We start from the raw sequence: 14,102 nt of genomic DNA, 5'->3' as shown, positions 1-14,102 counted from the left end.
TCCGGGGTTGCCGCCCCGGACCGGCGGGCCAGGCAGCACGCGGGGTGCTGCTCGGGGATGGTCAGGTCGTGTTCGTGGCGGGGAGCATCAGCTGCCGGGGGGCGTGCAGCACGTCCAGGACGCGCTCGCGCCAACGCATCGCCCAATGCACGCAGTTGGAGCAGTTTTTGTGCTTGCCCTCGCACTGGGGCAGCGGGTCGTTCCAGCGGGCATCGCGCGACCAGGCGAGGGAGTCGGCGGAGGCCAGGTACTCGGCGCACGTCTGAAGGGCCTGGGTCTTCAGACCGAAGCCGTGCAGGCGCAGTCCGGCGGCGGCCACGGTGGCGAGCACGGCCTCGACGTCCTTGACCGACTTGCGGCGGCAGACGGAGCCGACCCCGACCAGCGGATAGTCCGCCAGCTGCACGCCGCGCTTGGCGTACAGGTCCAGGCAGGCTTCGTAGTCGGCCGGGAGCCAGCCCTGGACGGTGGGGATGATGTCGACGCCGGGGTCCTCGGCCATCAGGTCGACGAAGTTGCCCACCGTGCGGTCGATGTGCTCGCGCACGGACAGCCCCGTCCTGGCGACCATGTCGGGCTCGCACATCCAGTCCTGCGGACCGGCCCAGACGAGCCGGCCGATCCCGTGTCGGAACTGGCGCAGCTCGCGGACGTAGGCGTGCGGGCCGATCGTCCAGCCGCCGTGGTTGTCGAGTTCGGAGAAGGCGCCCGAGTCGTAGATCCAGTCCTCGGCGGCGCGCGGCAGCGTCGCGCGGCCGGTCAGTGCGGAGCGCGAGACGCACATCGGCACGCCCCAGGTGGACAGCGCCTTGGCGTGATGTCCGCCGAGCCAGAACATCGGGCCCTCGGCCGGCGAGTCGCCCGGGTGGAATCCGAGGCCGTACTCGCAGCGACAGACACAGCTGCCGATCGTGCAGAACCCGCAGTCCAGGCACTGATCGTGGTAGCAGTGGCCGCAGGCGTAGCGGACAGCGGGCGTGCAGGTGCACGTCTCGGGATACAAGGCGTCTACCTGCGGCGTCGGCATCCGGCGGGCTGGGGCGGTGAGTACGGCGTTCACGGGCGTTCCTCGAGGTCGGTGAGTTGGTGAGGGGGCCGGTCCCGGGGTTGCCGCCCCTGGACCGGCGGTGGTGCGAAAGAGCTGAGTGCCGCCGTGGTGGCGGGGCGAGCCCGGTGCGGCTCGCACCCCGCCCTACGGCGTCAGGTGTCCGTGCCGGGAGGGTCGCCGCGGCTCCAGGGCCCGAGGACTGAGCGCGGCTCGCTAGCCCCCTGGTCGCGTTCCTGCAGCGAGGCCATCAGAAGGCTGAGGATCCGCTCGCCCTTGACGGCGGCCTGGTGGCGCAGCGGGCCTGCGGGGATCTGGTCGGGGAGCGTCACCCGCATCGCCCTCAGGTCGATCTGCAGCGTCACGGTGCGCACGAGGGGGCATCCCTGTTCCCGCCCGGCGAACAGCTCGAGGCGCGCTTCGACGCGGTGGTCGACGGGGGTGAGCTGTACGTACTCGTTGCGCCAGGCGCGGTTCGCGACGTCGGGGGAGATCCGCACGGAGGTGGGTACCGTGCGCCCGGTGGGCACTTCGCGGTCGTTGAGCGGGTATGCGGGGTCCTTCTCCCTCCGCGTCACTTGCTGGTGGAACGGGTACCAACCGGGCCCGTACACGACGGGCTGGGCGTCCAGGACGTACCGCCAGCCGCCGAGGTCCAGCTTCACGCCGTAGATGTCCCGCTCGGGCTCGGGTGCGACGTAGAGGTCCAGGGGCGCCGTGACGGGGCGCGGGATCAGGGCCGGGTCCAGGCAGGGAAACGCCGGGAGGTCGGTGGGCAGGAACGTCGTGCGGGTGTTCCCCAACTCCCCCGGGCCGAGGGGGCCGTCGCCCACCACTGTGCGGACCAGGCGGGGGACGGCGCGCTCGCGCGGAGTGACGCGGAGGGCGACAGCCGACCCCTCGACCGAGATCAACTCCTGGACGTCCCAGTCCGGCCGGTCCGTGCACAGTTCGTGTCGCAGCTCGCGCAGGGCCCGGGAGACGCGGCGGCCGAGTGGGTCTTCAGGGTCCCGGCGCGGGGCCGAGGGAAGGACCAGGGCGGCGTCGGGGTGCCACTGGTCGGACAGGACCTGCCACGGCCCCGGCGGCAGCAGCGAGGCGAGCTGGCCGGCGAGATGCTCGGCGTCGGTCAGCTCACGCAGAACGACGGCGGTGAGGCGCGCGGTGGACGGCGCGTCCCAGGGACCTCCCAGGATGAGACTCAGCCCGTTGCCGGGGGCACCCAGGGTGACGCTGAGCCGCCGACCGTCCAGCCAGGCCTGCGCGGGCCCGAACTGGACGAACAGCCCCGGCTCGTCGGGCTGCTGGAACGGGGCGCCGGTGGTGAGGAGACGGGCTACGGCCTCACGGGGCGGGTGCGCGTCGCGGGCGTCGGGCAGGGCCGGGGCGTAGCGGGTGACCGCGTCGAGGATGCGCGATGCGGCGGGCAGTGGGGTGAAGGCGCTGAAGCGCGCGGTGCAGATCCGGGCGGGCCCGGTGGGCGACGGCGCGGCCAGGGCCGCCTGGATCGGCCCGTGCCGCTCGCGGGCGCGGAGGGTCAGCCGGTAGCCGCCGGGCAGGTCGGCGCGGACACGTTCGCCGCCGCGCAGCCGGTGTGCGACGACGGTCTCGGAGATGCCGTAGGTCGGAGAGACGGGCTCGAACTTGTACATGGCGCAGGCCTCCACGGGCGGCGGTGAGTGGTGCCGGTCAGCGGGTGATGCGGGCCCGGGCTTTGTCGGCCTGGACGTGGACGGCGTCGGCGTGCGCGGCGGCGCGGACCTTGTCGGCCCACTCGGCCGCGCGCTGCGCCAGGTCGGCGAGGCGCACGAAGGAGGCGTCCTGGTGCCGGCGGGCACCGTCCATGAGCCGGGCGTGCTCGGCGGCCAGTTCCACGGCGGCGTATGCGGCGATCGCCTCGGCGCCGTGGCGGCGGGTGACGCGCCCGAAGGGGCAGGCGCCCTCCTCCTGCTCGATGACGGCGAGATCGGCCGCGGGCCAGCCGGTGGCTTCGTCGCGCGGGCCGAGCTGGATGTCGAGTACGCACACCGCGTCCGGGTCGTGCAGGCCGTTGCCCTGATAGCGGCGGTGCGGTCGGGGCACCGGGCCGGTAGGGCGTTCGGTGTGTGCGCGCCAGAGTTCGGGGGAGGGGTCCTCCTCGTCCTGATGGAGGCGGTGAAGGTAGGCGACGAGCGCGGGCACCTGCCAGGCGGCGGAACCGAAGGGCGCGGCCGGCATGGCGAGCCCGGCCCGGGCGATCAGGCCCGTGTGGTTGCTGACGGCGGCCTGGGCGACGAACAAGCCGGTGGTGAGACGGAGTTCGGAGCGGAGCATGGCGAAGCCTTCCGGGCGGGCGGCACGCAGAGAGAAGGGGGAGGGGCCCGGGCCGGACCGAGTGGTCCGGCCCGGGCCGCAGGTCAGGAGTCGCCCTCGGGGTCCTCGGCGCTCGCGCCGTCCGGGGTGGCCTCGGTGTCCTCATCGGCCTGGCCGTCGGCGTCGGCCGCGTCCGGCTCGTGCTCCTCGTAGGGCTCGTCGTCGACGATGGCCTGTTCGACGCCGGAGAGCGGGTAGCCGAGCTCGGCGAGGAACGTCAGCCAGGTGCGGGCGTCCGCGCGGATCTCGCGCAGCTCGTAGACGGCGGAGCGGGCGGTGCTGTCGGTGCGCCAGGTCCGTACCTCGCTCAACCTCTTCTCGAACGTCGCGGCCAGGACTGCGAAGTTGAGCAGGGTGAGCTTGGCCGGGGTCGCCGTCTTGGCGCGATCGGCAAGGGTGCTGTAGCCGGTCAGCTCCTTGATGAGGTTGTGGCGGCCCATGTCCCCCGACCACTGCGCCACAGGCTTGGGGCAGGTCAGGAGCTGCTCGGTGATGAACGCCGCGAGCGGCTTCGGCGCGCTCTTGCGGCCGATCAGGTCCTTCAGCCACGACTGCCGGGCCTTCTCGGCGGCGCGGTAGGCCTTGTTGCCCGCCTTGACGTACTCGCGCGACGGCTCCGACGACTTGGCCTCACCCGTCGCCTCGGCCTGCTGCACGTCTCCCTCACCGTCCGCCTCCGGGGCGTCCTCTTGGGGCGGCCGGTGGCCGAACTGGTCCGGGTCGGTGCAGAAGTAGTCCACCTCGCCGGGCTCGCTGGGGTTCTCGGCCCAGATCGCCACGTGGCCCGGGCACCCGGCGTGGGCCTCGGCGCTCATGGGCTCGCCGTCCGGGCCGTCAAGCTCGGTGAGCGGCTCGGCGGTCGGCGGAAGGGTGTCGGAGTCCTCGGCCAGCCGTACCCCGGCCTCCTTCAGCTGCGGGCGGACCTTGGCGCGGGCCTGCTGCTCGGCGCGGTCGTCGCGCTCCCACTGCACCTGGAACTCGAAGCGGCCCTTGCGGTAGGCCTCCAGCAGCCGGTCTACGGCGTCGGCGTCGTCGTCGAACTCGCCCAGCACACCGAGCACTTCGAGGTCGAGGTCGTACGCGCCGGTTTCGGCGAGCGCCGTACGGGTCCGCTCGCCGACCGTCTTGGAGGTCTTGAGCGCGCGGGAGACCTCGGTGCGGCTCCGGCCGGTGAGCTGGGCGACCCTGGTCTGCTTCATGCCAGCGCCGACCGCGCCGAACAGGGCGTCGGCCTGCTCCAGTTCGGTCAGGCCCCGGCGGTAGGCGTCGTCGTTCTCGATGAGTTGGTCGATGAAGTCCTCACCGGCCTCCCTCAGGGAGGGGTCGAGCACGTACGCGGGAACCTCGACCGCGTCCTGCTCCTCCTCGGTGTCCTTCGTGGTCCGGGCGCCGAAGTAGCGCCGGTGGCCCATCTTCAGCTCGTAGGTGTCCTCGCCGAGCGGGAGGACCACGACGGGGACCTTCACGCCGTTGGCCTCGATGGACTTGAGGAACTTCTCGTCCAGGTTGAGGTCCTGGCGGACGTTGTTCTCGTTGACGCGGATCTGACCAAGTCGCAGCGTGACCCGCTGCATCGGTGTTGTTGCGGTGTCGCTCACGGATTGCTCCTCGTGCGATCGGTTGGTGTCGAGCAAGTTGCCGCTTGCTATTAAAAATCAATTATACACCCTCGCGCAGGTTGGGGGCCAAGGACTTTTTACTCCTGGTCGGCGGTGGTGTGGTGCTGGCGGATCGCCTCCGCGATGGCCTCGGTGACGGCCTTGATCCCCTCGGGAGTGCGCACTTCGCGGAACGAGGCGATCTCGCCGGTGGGATCGAGGTTGGCGCGGAGGCACAGTTCACCGTGGTCGTCGACATGGAGCGTGTACGTGTCGGCTTCCGGGGCGTCCAGGCGGCCGTAGGACTCCCAGGGGCCGGGGGCGGCCTTCCATCTGCCGCCGAGGATCTCGGCCACGCGGTCCGCGACCGCTGCGGGGGTGGTCATGGGTGCCTGTCCTTTCGGGTCTCGGGTCGGGGGCCCGGGGGCGTTGCGCCCCCGGGCTGGCTGGGTGCTCAGTCCTCGCCGGGCTGCATGATGGTGATCACGGGCTCGCCGTGGTCGCCTGGCCCGATCGCACACGCGAGTTGGACCGGGCGGGCCTGCCGGGTGCGGCCGTCGCGCGGCACACGCCGGAGGTTGACGGTGACGTGGCCGTCGCCTCCGCCGGTGCGCCGGATGGCCGCACGGGTGGTGAACAGGACGTCCCACAGGCGGCCCCGCTCGTCCTGCGGCACCTGCCGGTCGCTGTCGCCGTCGTTCCAGGCCACGCAGTCCTCCCACGCGGCGCTGGTGAGGGCGACCGGAACGCGGAACCCGGCATCACGGGCCAAGTCGCCGTCGGCGGCGACGAGAACGCCGTCCGCGAGGGCCTGGGCGCGTGTGTAGGTGTGGATGATTTCGTCCTCGTCGGCCAGGGGGGCCGACCGCATGGCGTCGTCGCTGACGGTGGGGTCCTCGGTGACGGCCGCGTCGTGCAGGACGGAGTCGATGCGGGACAGAACGTCGTCGCCGCTCGGCTCCTCGTCGCGCGGGGAGTTGGGGTGTTGCCGGGTGAGGTGCTGCTCATCCGGGGAGCTGTGGCCGTGGTTGGCGGGGGTGGGGCCGGTGGGTGTCTGGGCGGTGGTCTCCTCGGTCGTCATCGCGCCGTGCACCGTGAGCATCGTTGCCAGGGCTGTCGCCCTCCCGGTGTCACCGGCGGCCTCGGCCTCGGCCCGCTGGTGCTCGAACTCGTCCCGGATCTGCTCGTGGCTGTAGCCCTGGGCGAGCTTCACGCGGACGGTCTTGCCCACGAGTTCGACCGCCCTGGCGGGAAGCTGGCAGGGCATGCGGCCGCGCCCCAGGGGGCCGGATGTCTGGCTGCGGCGGGCGAGGGCCCGGGCGAGGGCCGTGCCGTGGTCCGGCGCCCCGGCCGGTCCGGCGGCCGGACGCGGGTCGCCGGGGCACGCGACAGGCGCGGCGGGGGAGGCTGCACGGCCCTCGTCGGTCGGTGCGGCGTCCGTCTGGGTCGCGCCGGGGTCCTCGGCGGTCAGCTTGTAGAACCGGTTGGAGTGAACGTGGACAGTCCACTTCTGCCCGGGGGTGTCCTCGGTGAGCCGGGCGCGCGGCGTGCTCTCCCAGGCCTCGAACGCCCGTGCCGGGTCGACCGGCACCATGTTGCCGGTCTCGGAGTCGTAGGCGCGGCAGGATCGGACCGCTGCGCGGATCTGTGCAATGCGGTTGGTCCAGTTCCGGCGGATCGTGGTCATCGTGCGTCCTCCTGTGCGAGCTGGTGACGGAGCGAGTTGCCGCTCACTCCTAAAAATCAATAATACACCCTACTTGGGTAGGATGACTGTGGTCAGAACAGAGTGTCCCCGTTGCTGCTTCCGGTGTCCTGTGCAGCCTCGGGTGCGGCGACGGTGACCCGGGGCCGGCGCTTCCTGCTGGGAGCCGACTGCTCGACGTGGGCGGCCCGTTCGGCCTGGGCTTCCAGCTCGTCTTCGTCGCGGTTGTGCAGGACGATTTCGACGGCCGGTGTGACGTCGCGCCACTGGTCGCGGTAATCGTCCGTGGGGATGCCGACGTTGGGGCGGAGCAAGATTCCGGTCTCGCGGTGGAATCGCTCGTACGCGGGGGAGTCCTGATCCACGAATCCGCGCTCGATGCGGAACGGTGCGGAGTCCCTCGGGATGATGAAGGCTCCCCGGCGGGCCAGGGTTTCGGCGATCGCGATGACGTGGAATTCGAACAGCGGTCCTCGGTATCCGGGGGCATTGGTGCTGCGCTTGATCCGCCCGAACGGAGGGTTGCTGATCGCGCAGTCGAAGGGGCCGAGGTTCATGCCCGGGACGTCCAGCACGTCAGCACAGATCCACGTCGCCTCCGGCAGGACACGCCGACCGACGCGGACGTATTCCGGGTTCTTCTCCACGCACACGATTTCCCGCGGCGGCAGACGCTCGAAGTGCCGGGTCACCAGGTCGCGGGCGTGCCAGGCCAGGCGGCCGATGCCCGCGCACAGGTCGATGATGCGGTCGCCGGAGATCACGAGGTGCATTTCGCTGGCGAGCTCCGCCGGTGTGAAGAACGCGCCGTCCAGGGTGCGGCCGGTGTTCGCGGACTCGTGGTAGTGGTCGAGGACGAATTCCCGCTCCGACTGCGTCAAGTCCCGTTTGCTCGCGACCAGTTCGCACGCCCGGTTGTGCCTCTTGGCCTGCTCCTTGCTGAGTTTGCCTGCCATGACACGTCGCCTCTCAGGGTGGGTTGGCCCGCCGGTCCGGGTCCGTCCGGACCGGCGGTGGGTTCTCGTGCGGGCCGCGCGCTACCCGGTGAGGTCGGCGACGAGGACGGTGGCGTTGTCGGCGTGGGTCCCGGCGTGGGCGATCGCGGATTCGGTGAAGTCGTGGGCTGCCTCGTTCGGGGTGCCGGTGAGGTAGTCCGCGAGGCTGCGGGCCGAGTCCTCCAGGGGCTCGTACGCGCCGTCGCTGGCCAGCAGGAGACGGCAGTTCTCCATGCCGCGGGTGGCGGACTCGATTGCGGGATGGCCGTACTGGTCTTTCCTCTGCTGGTCGGTCTCTGTCGAACCCAGGCAGGACGTGACGCGGTTGCGGTTGCCCTGGATGACGCGGCGAAGGTTGTGGTCGGCGGTGAGTCGCTGGAGGGTGCCGCGCGGGGTGAGGACGTAGGCGCGGGCGTCTCCGCACCACGCGACGGTGAGCGGCTTGCCGGGGGCGGTGACGGCCACGACGGCGCAGGCGGCGGGCAGGTCGTAGCGGGCGTACTGGTCCTGGCGGTCCGGCTCGGCGGCGTAGGCGTCGTAGACGGCCCGTAGGCCGGCCTTGGCGTCGGCGCGCACGGCGGCGGCACGGGCGAGACGGCGGGCGGCGGTGCGCGTCCAGTCGCGTACCGCGTCGCTGGAGCCGATGCCGTCGCACAAGACGTACGCGCGGGCGCTCTTGTGGGTGTAGGTGGCGGTCGCGTCGCACTGGTGGGAGCGGTCGCCGATGAGCTGGAAGGCAGCATGGGTGCGCATGAGGACTCCGGGAGGCGGGCCGGGCGCCAACGGCGCCCGGCCGAGAGGGGATGGTCAGACGGTGGCGGGCTCGGGGAACACCGTGGTGACGGTCAGTCGGGCGGTGCGCAGGTCGGCGGCGACGGCGGTCATGAACGCGGTGTCGGCCTGCTGGTGACGGCTGCCGGGGGCGTACCAGTACTGGTTCTTGCGGTGCCACTTGAAGCCGTGCCGCTTCAGCACGATTGCGGCGCCGTCGCCCAGCTGCGTACCGGTGACCGTGGTCCCGTCCTCGTCCGTGTGCGTGAGGGTGAGTCCCTCTGCGGCCTCCTCGCCCTGCTCCTGGTCGCTCGCCGGACGGGCGGCCTCGGCCGCGGCTTGCTCCTGGGCGGCGGCCCAGCGCTGGGGCAGGATGACGTCACTGGCGATCTGCCACATCTGCTGTGAGGCCCCGTTCTCCTGGATGACGTGGCCGTCGATGACGCAGGCGTCGAGCATGCCGCTTGTGGGGGGCTCGTTGCCGTCGTGGGCCTCGGACCACAGGGCGGCGGCGGCCTTCAGTGCGTCGTCGGAGATGTCTCGGTGGGTGTTGATGCCGTCGACCAGCGGTTTCCCGGTGACCTTCCGGCCCTTGACGGTGACGGTGACCGTGTTGTCGGTGGACTCGTAGCGGTCCTCCATGGCGTCGAACTGCGCGCCCTGCAGGGGCCGGGTGTGCGCTTCGACGTCGGCCGTGGAGGGGCCGTCGGTCCAGTAGACGGAGATCCAAGCGGAGGCGGTACCGGTGCCCTTGCGTACGCTGAACTTCACGCCGGGGAACGCGTTCTTCAGGCGGTTCCGGAGCTCGGCGGCCACGTGCTTGGTGTCGATGTAGTCCATGCCCTGTCCTTCCGGTGCGAGGCGAGTTGGCGGCGGATGATTTGCCGCTCATCCGTAAAATCAATAATACGCCCTATGGTGGAGGATTCAACACCCCTGGCGTCTCAGTCGGCTTGGAAGACCTCGTGACCGTTGACGGTGATCCGGATCGGGATCGTCTCGTCCGGGCTGATCAGGTCGGCGGGTACCTCGCCGGTGTCCAGGTGGACGGACACCACCAGGCCTTCACCGCGCGCCCAGTAGACGTAGACCTGGGCGCCGCCGGTCTCCAGGCACGGCAACGTCCCGCGCTGCTTGCGGTGTTGGTGGAGAAACCGCGCGCGTCGGTTCAGGGTGGTCGCGCGGCGCTTGCTCAGTCGCATAGCTGTGCCTCCTCCCGGGGGCCGGCCCGGGGCGGACGGGCTCGGACCGGTACGGGGCGGTCGGGGGTGGGTCAGGACGGCTGGGCCGGTCGTTGGACCGGCCCAGCCGGGGCGGTACTCAGGTGCGCCGGTCCGGGCCCGTGGTACGGCGGGCGCTCTGCCTGCGTGAGCGGTCCTGTGCTGGGCGGGGGACGCGCTCGGCCTGCCGGTACTCCATTCCGGATGCCGGGGCCGGCTGCCCGCTGGGTCCGGGGCTGACTGTGTGCGTCTGCCGTGCTTGGTTCGCGGTGAGCGGGTGCAGCCACCCGTGCTGAATGGCCCAGGCACGGACCGATGCGGACCCGTCGGGGCTGACGGTCCGCACGGTCAGTTCGCCCGTGGAGCCGTCGGTCATGCCTGCCGCGATCACGATGGCTACGCGCATGGAGGCATCTCGGTCGCTTACGACGCGGTCGCCGTGCAGGGTGAGGGACTGGGCGTCGGCAACGTCGCCCTGCGGTGTGCTGGCGCTGGCCACCAGGCGGTGGGTGCCGTCGCCGAGAACGGCGCGGAGGAGCGAGACGTACGCGTCGACCGCGCGGCTGAGCAGCATCTGCGCGATTGCAGCGGGGTGCGTCTCGGGGGCGGGCTCTGGACCTTGGGGCGGCTCGGCTCCGGGGCAGGCTCCGCCGTCGGACTCCCACGCGTCGGCCGTTCCCGGGTCGGACGGCGGGGCGTCCGCTGCGGTCACGGTCGGCGTCGTCTCCGCTTGGGGAAGGGCGGTCGGCTCGACGGCCACCCGGCGGACGACATCGCCGGGCGACCACTCACCCGCAACCTGGTACCCGCGTGCGGTGATCAGGTCGGCGACGTGGTCCAGGGGGACGGCGCTGGTGCTGGGGTAGTGGCGCCCCTCGTCGTTCCACACCGTGGCGCCCTCCCACGGGCGGCCGGTGTGACGCTGCCCGCACCCGCACTCCAGGCGCAGCGCCGCGCCGTTCATCCGCGTGTACGTGAGCACCGCGTAGCGGGCGGTCATGGTGCAGGTGAGCGACCGCACCCAGGCCTCGTACGCCGAGCCGTACACCCCGAACGTCATGATCTCGGACGAGACCACCCACCGGGCGAATGCGGCCCCCTCCTCGTCGGTGCGGCTCTCCGCCACGGCGTATGCGGCGAGATCTTCGAGGTAGGCGGCGTTCGACGTGAGGTAGTCGGAGGGGAGCACCGACAGGACCGGCTGAGCGTCCGGGGCGGCATCGTCGCCTTCGGGCGCCAGCAGGCAGTCAGCGCCCACGTAGGCACGCCCGACGAACCGCGACGGGTACAGCTCGAACGGGATGGTGGCCTTGGTCCACGGGCGCAGCATGACGGGGACCTCGCCCGTGGGGGTGGCGGCGATGGATGCGGAGACGACCTCGGCCGTCACGGGGGCGGCGCCCCGCTCGCCGTAGGCGGACAGGACCGGCGCCGTGCGGGCGGTGGGCGCCTCGGCGGCCACCAGGTCCCCCAGGGCACGCCACGCGATGCCCTCGGCGGCCTGCTGGCCGTTGCGGGCCAGCGTGGCGCCGTCCCAGCGGTAGCCCCGGGCGGTGAGCCGCCACACGCACCGCAGGACGGTTTCCCCGGTCTCCTGGCGGGCGGTGAGCAGCAGCGCACAGTGTCCGGGCTGCGTCTCGACGGTCGTTGTCCATCCGGCCGCTTCCGCGCGGGCGGTGAGCCGGACCAGGTTGCGGGGCAGATCGGCGGTCGGGGCGGTGGGCGCCGGCACTTCGGCAGAGGTCGGGGCCGGCTCCTGGGCAGGGGTGCGCGTGCTGCTGTCGGGCTGCGTGGTCGCGGTCATGTCGGGTCACTCCTGTCGGGTTGGTGCCGGGTGAGTTGCCGCTCACTCCGGGAGGGCGGGGCAGGGGGAGGCAGGGGTGTTCCCGCCCGGACCGGTCGGGCGACCGGTCCGGGCGGGCTGGTACTCAGTTGCGGCGGTTCGGGGGCCGGTTGTCCGGGGGCGCGGTGCGGCTGGCGTGCCGGGCGCCCGTGTCGGCCTGGTCTTGGTCCGGGCGGGGCACTCGCTCGGCCTGCCGGAACTCGACTCCCGGCTCCGGGGTCAGCGGCGCGCCGGTCTCGGGGTCGACGCTGTACGCCTCTCGGATGTCGTCGGCGGTGATCGGCCAGAGCCAGAAGTTCCGGATCTTCCAGCCGCGTACCGACTCCGATCCGTCGGGGCCGTAGGTCCGCACGACCAGGCCGCCATTGGAGCACCCGAGCATGGCGGCTGCGATCACTGTGCACACCCGCAAGGAGGCTGCCTCGTTGATGATCAGGGTGTCACCGAGCGCGGTGAGTTCCTGGCCTTCGATGAACTCACCGTGCGGGGTGGTGGCGCTGACCACCATGTTGTGTTTCCCGTCGCCGAGAACGGCGTCCACGAGAGACACGTAAGCGTCGGTCGCGCGGTCGAGCAGTGCGTGTGCAGTCTCGGCGGCGTCGCTCACGGGCTCGCTGCCGGGTGCGGGGCTCCATCGCATCTCGTCGATGCCGAGTTCCTCGGCCGGGTCGTGGTGCGCTCCTTCGAGGCTCTGCCGGATGTGGTCTTGGTACTCGCTCATGTCCCCTGCCTTGGGTGGTTGAGTTGGCGGCGAGTGAGTTGCCGCTCACCCGCGAAATCAATAATACGCTCTTCCGGGGGGTTACCGTCAACCCTCAATCACCCCCCGGACGTGGACAGTTACGGCGACTTGACCGGCGTCACCCGCGTACGGAAGAACGCGTTCCGGGCGAGGCTGAACGTAACGCGCTTGGTCTCACCGGTGCTCTCGCGCTTGCCGTAGATCTCGACGGCGGTCAACTCGTCGTCCTCATAGGTCGCTTGCAACACCGTGCCTTCCCACACCTCGGGCCACGGTGCGGGCCGGTGCACGGTCCTCGGCCGTGCGTGGGCGGCCAGACCCCGGGTGGGGCGGCGCTCGACGCGTACCCGCTGCCCCAGACTGATCGGTCCTGTGGCGCTCATGCTGTCCCCTCTCTGGTGGCCGCAACTCCGGGAGGGGTGGGGCGACCTGAGGCCGCCCCACCCTGGGCGCGTCACCGCCTCCGGCCTGCCCGCTGCTCCTCGGCGGCCGTAGGCAGCTCGTTGACCCCGTGGCGGGCGTGGTCGGCCCGTACGCGCGCGGCCACCTCGTCGACGGACGGGAGTCCGAACCCTCCGTCTCGGGCGAACATGTCGTACGCCTCGCGCCACCCGCGCACCTGACACTCGACCGCACTGCGCGACGCACACGCGATCGTCAGACCTCCGACGGTGACGGACAGTGCGCCGATCCCGTCGGGGCTCACTGCCGCGCTGCGCGCCCGGACCTTGGCGCGACGGGGCGCGTCATCCAGGAGCACAAACGAATTGATGATGAGTTCAGGCTCACGCAATTCGCCCGCGTCGACTTGCTCGGGAAAGACCCGGTCGAGCATTTCGGCCGCCTCGCACCAGCCTTCCCACCACACGCGCGCGGCGGTAGGGTGCCGGAATTCGATGATGGCCGTAGGGATTTTGAGTAGGGGAATGAGCGTCAGACCGATTGAAGCATCGGTCTCGTGCTCTCCGGCAAGGTGGATCGTGAGTCGGCTTACCGCGTCAACGGTTTCCGTTCCGGTGTCCAAGGGTGCTCCTCGTGTTGGTGATTGAGCGTCAGCCAGGTTGCCGCCTGACTGCAAAATCAATAATACACGCTTCGGTTGGGGGAGGGACCCCCCACACCGAACCTTGCAACATCTCTTGCGCCTTCTCTTGCGGCTACTCCTGCACCTTCTCTTGCGACATCTCTTGCGCATGCCTCCCTGGGAGGGTCGACGTATCCGCAGTTCAACCAAGGTTTCCGGGTGTGGTCGTGGGTCTGACATCCCCTCTGCTGCCACTTGTCCCGCGCCGGTTGAAGGATGAGTGAGGAATGGGGGCGGGGCGGGTCGGGCGGCGGCTTCGGGGATCGGGCGGCCTGGGTGTGTGGTTGCGCGTCGGCGGGGGCCGCCGCGCCGGGGTGGTGGGCCTGTTCGGCCCGTACTGGGGATGGGGGACATGGGGGGAGGCACACAACCCGGGGTCTCCCCGTCCCTCCTCCTGCCCTCGTACGCCCTCCCTGCCGGAGGCAGGCTCAACCCCTGACCCCTCACAGGGCAACCGGGTCCCGGAGGGGCCGAGTTGCCCGCCCTCGGTATTCCGTGATTTTCTTTCTCTTACGGAATAGCAATCAAATACCTCTGTTATTAAGGGAATCGGAGATTCCCTTAAACCTGCCCAGACAAAGAGACATGACGAACCCTCAACTAAAACCCCAACACTCCATCCACGAAACGAAATCTGCGGCATCGATTTGTGCCGGAGGCACAAACCCATTTTCCGCTCCTTCCCGGGCCGGAGGCACGCCGGTATGGAAATGGCCGGAGGCCAATTTCCATAACTCCCGCCGGAGG

The 14,102-nt window shown here is 70.9% G+C and carries 14 protein-coding genes; all 14 read right to left on the bottom strand.

Going from position 1 to position 14,102, the window contains the following annotated elements:
* Nucleotides 1–61: 61 nt before the first annotated feature.
* The 14 genes from KCH48_RS37850 to KCH48_RS37785 all read right to left on the bottom strand — a co-directional run bounded on the left by KCH48_RS37850 (nucleotide 62) and on the right by KCH48_RS37785 (nucleotide 13,295).
* The gene (locus KCH48_RS37850; protein ID WP_307841057.1) at nucleotides 62–1,060 is read right to left on the bottom strand and encodes a hypothetical protein; all 999 of its coding nucleotides are present in this window, start codon (nucleotides 1,058–1,060) and stop codon (nucleotides 62–64) included.
* Nucleotides 1,061–1,200: 140 nt separating this feature from the next.
* Nucleotides 1,201–2,697, bottom strand: a complete 1,497-nt coding sequence (locus KCH48_RS37845; RefSeq protein ID WP_210581919.1) for a hypothetical protein — start codon at nucleotides 2,695–2,697, stop codon at nucleotides 1,201–1,203.
* A 37-nt stretch (nucleotides 2,698–2,734) separates the two neighbouring features.
* On the bottom strand, nucleotides 2,735–3,358 hold the full coding sequence (locus KCH48_RS37840; protein WP_210581917.1) for a hypothetical protein: 624 nt from the start codon (nucleotides 3,356–3,358) through the stop codon (nucleotides 2,735–2,737).
* 83 nt (nucleotides 3,359–3,441) lie between these two features.
* The gene (locus KCH48_RS37835) at nucleotides 3,442–4,995 is read right to left on the bottom strand and encodes a ParB/RepB/Spo0J family partition protein (protein WP_210581915.1); all 1,554 of its coding nucleotides are present in this window, start codon (nucleotides 4,993–4,995) and stop codon (nucleotides 3,442–3,444) included.
* A gap of 98 nt (nucleotides 4,996–5,093) precedes the next feature.
* Nucleotides 5,094–5,381, bottom strand: coding sequence for a hypothetical protein (locus KCH48_RS37830; RefSeq protein ID WP_210581914.1), 288 nt, complete (start codon nucleotides 5,379–5,381; stop codon nucleotides 5,094–5,096).
* A gap of 68 nt (nucleotides 5,382–5,449) precedes the next feature.
* Nucleotides 5,450–6,682 (bottom strand): DUF6573 family protein, encoded by a 1,233-nt coding sequence (locus tag KCH48_RS37825; RefSeq protein ID WP_210581912.1) that lies wholly within the window; start codon nucleotides 6,680–6,682, stop codon nucleotides 5,450–5,452.
* A gap of 92 nt (nucleotides 6,683–6,774) precedes the next feature.
* The gene (locus tag KCH48_RS37820; protein WP_210581910.1) at nucleotides 6,775–7,656 is read right to left on the bottom strand and encodes an N-6 DNA methylase; all 882 of its coding nucleotides are present in this window, start codon (nucleotides 7,654–7,656) and stop codon (nucleotides 6,775–6,777) included.
* An 81-nt stretch (nucleotides 7,657–7,737) separates the two neighbouring features.
* The gene (locus KCH48_RS37815; protein ID WP_210581908.1) at nucleotides 7,738–8,448 is read right to left on the bottom strand and encodes a PP2C family serine/threonine-protein phosphatase; all 711 of its coding nucleotides are present in this window, start codon (nucleotides 8,446–8,448) and stop codon (nucleotides 7,738–7,740) included.
* Between the two features lie 54 nt (nucleotides 8,449–8,502).
* The gene (locus KCH48_RS37810; protein ID WP_210581906.1) at nucleotides 8,503–9,306 is read right to left on the bottom strand and encodes an LPD29 domain-containing protein; all 804 of its coding nucleotides are present in this window, start codon (nucleotides 9,304–9,306) and stop codon (nucleotides 8,503–8,505) included.
* Between the two features lie 104 nt (nucleotides 9,307–9,410).
* Nucleotides 9,411–9,668, bottom strand: coding sequence for a hypothetical protein (locus KCH48_RS37805; protein ID WP_210581904.1), 258 nt, complete (start codon nucleotides 9,666–9,668; stop codon nucleotides 9,411–9,413).
* Between the two features lie 118 nt (nucleotides 9,669–9,786).
* Nucleotides 9,787–11,490, bottom strand: coding sequence for a hypothetical protein (locus tag KCH48_RS37800; RefSeq protein WP_210581902.1), 1,704 nt, complete (start codon nucleotides 11,488–11,490; stop codon nucleotides 9,787–9,789).
* 124 nt (nucleotides 11,491–11,614) lie between these two features.
* Nucleotides 11,615–12,250, bottom strand: coding sequence for a hypothetical protein (locus KCH48_RS37795; protein WP_210581900.1), 636 nt, complete (start codon nucleotides 12,248–12,250; stop codon nucleotides 11,615–11,617).
* Between the two features lie 119 nt (nucleotides 12,251–12,369).
* Nucleotides 12,370–12,654, bottom strand: coding sequence for a hypothetical protein (locus KCH48_RS37790; RefSeq protein ID WP_210581899.1), 285 nt, complete (start codon nucleotides 12,652–12,654; stop codon nucleotides 12,370–12,372).
* Between the two features lie 71 nt (nucleotides 12,655–12,725).
* Nucleotides 12,726–13,295, bottom strand: coding sequence for a hypothetical protein (locus KCH48_RS37785; RefSeq protein WP_210581897.1), 570 nt, complete (start codon nucleotides 13,293–13,295; stop codon nucleotides 12,726–12,728).
* Nucleotides 13,296–14,102: the final 807 nt, after the last annotated feature.

The sequence above is a fragment of the Streptomyces sp. GESEQ-4 genome (assembly GCF_017948455.1).
Lineage (GTDB): Bacteria > Actinomycetota > Actinomycetes > Streptomycetales > Streptomycetaceae > Streptomyces.
The sequence above is the reverse complement of the archived record's forward strand: the minus strand, read 5'-3'. Positions and strand labels throughout refer to the sequence as shown.

Bases quoted from the DNA above. Each gene is read 5' to 3' on its own strand.
- KCH48_RS37820 (WP_210581910.1), bottom strand. From the start codon at position 7,656: ATGGCAGGCAAACTCAGCAAGGAGCAGGCCAAGAGGCACAACCGGGCG.
- KCH48_RS37840 (WP_210581917.1), bottom strand. From the start codon at position 3,358: ATGCTCCGCTCCGAACTCCGTCTCACCACCGGCTTGTTCGTCGCCCAG.
- KCH48_RS37845 (WP_210581919.1), bottom strand. From the start codon at position 2,697: ATGTACAAGTTCGAGCCCGTCTCTCCGACCTACGGCATCTCCGAGACC.
- KCH48_RS37830 (WP_210581914.1), bottom strand. From the start codon at position 5,381: ATGACCACCCCCGCAGCGGTCGCGGACCGCGTGGCCGAGATCCTCGGC.
- KCH48_RS37825 (WP_210581912.1), bottom strand. From the start codon at position 6,682: ATGACCACGATCCGCCGGAACTGGACCAACCGCATTGCACAGATCCGC.
- KCH48_RS37805 (WP_210581904.1), bottom strand. From the start codon at position 9,668: ATGCGACTGAGCAAGCGCCGCGCGACCACCCTGAACCGACGCGCGCGG.
- KCH48_RS37810 (WP_210581906.1), bottom strand. From the start codon at position 9,306: ATGGACTACATCGACACCAAGCACGTGGCCGCCGAGCTCCGGAACCGC.
- KCH48_RS37800 (WP_210581902.1), bottom strand. From the start codon at position 11,490: ATGACCGCGACCACGCAGCCCGACAGCAGCACGCGCACCCCTGCCCAG.
- KCH48_RS37790 (WP_210581899.1), bottom strand. From the start codon at position 12,654: ATGAGCGCCACAGGACCGATCAGTCTGGGGCAGCGGGTACGCGTCGAG.
- KCH48_RS37795 (WP_210581900.1), bottom strand. From the start codon at position 12,250: ATGAGCGAGTACCAAGACCACATCCGGCAGAGCCTCGAAGGAGCGCAC.
- KCH48_RS37815 (WP_210581908.1), bottom strand. From the start codon at position 8,448: ATGCGCACCCATGCTGCCTTCCAGCTCATCGGCGACCGCTCCCACCAG.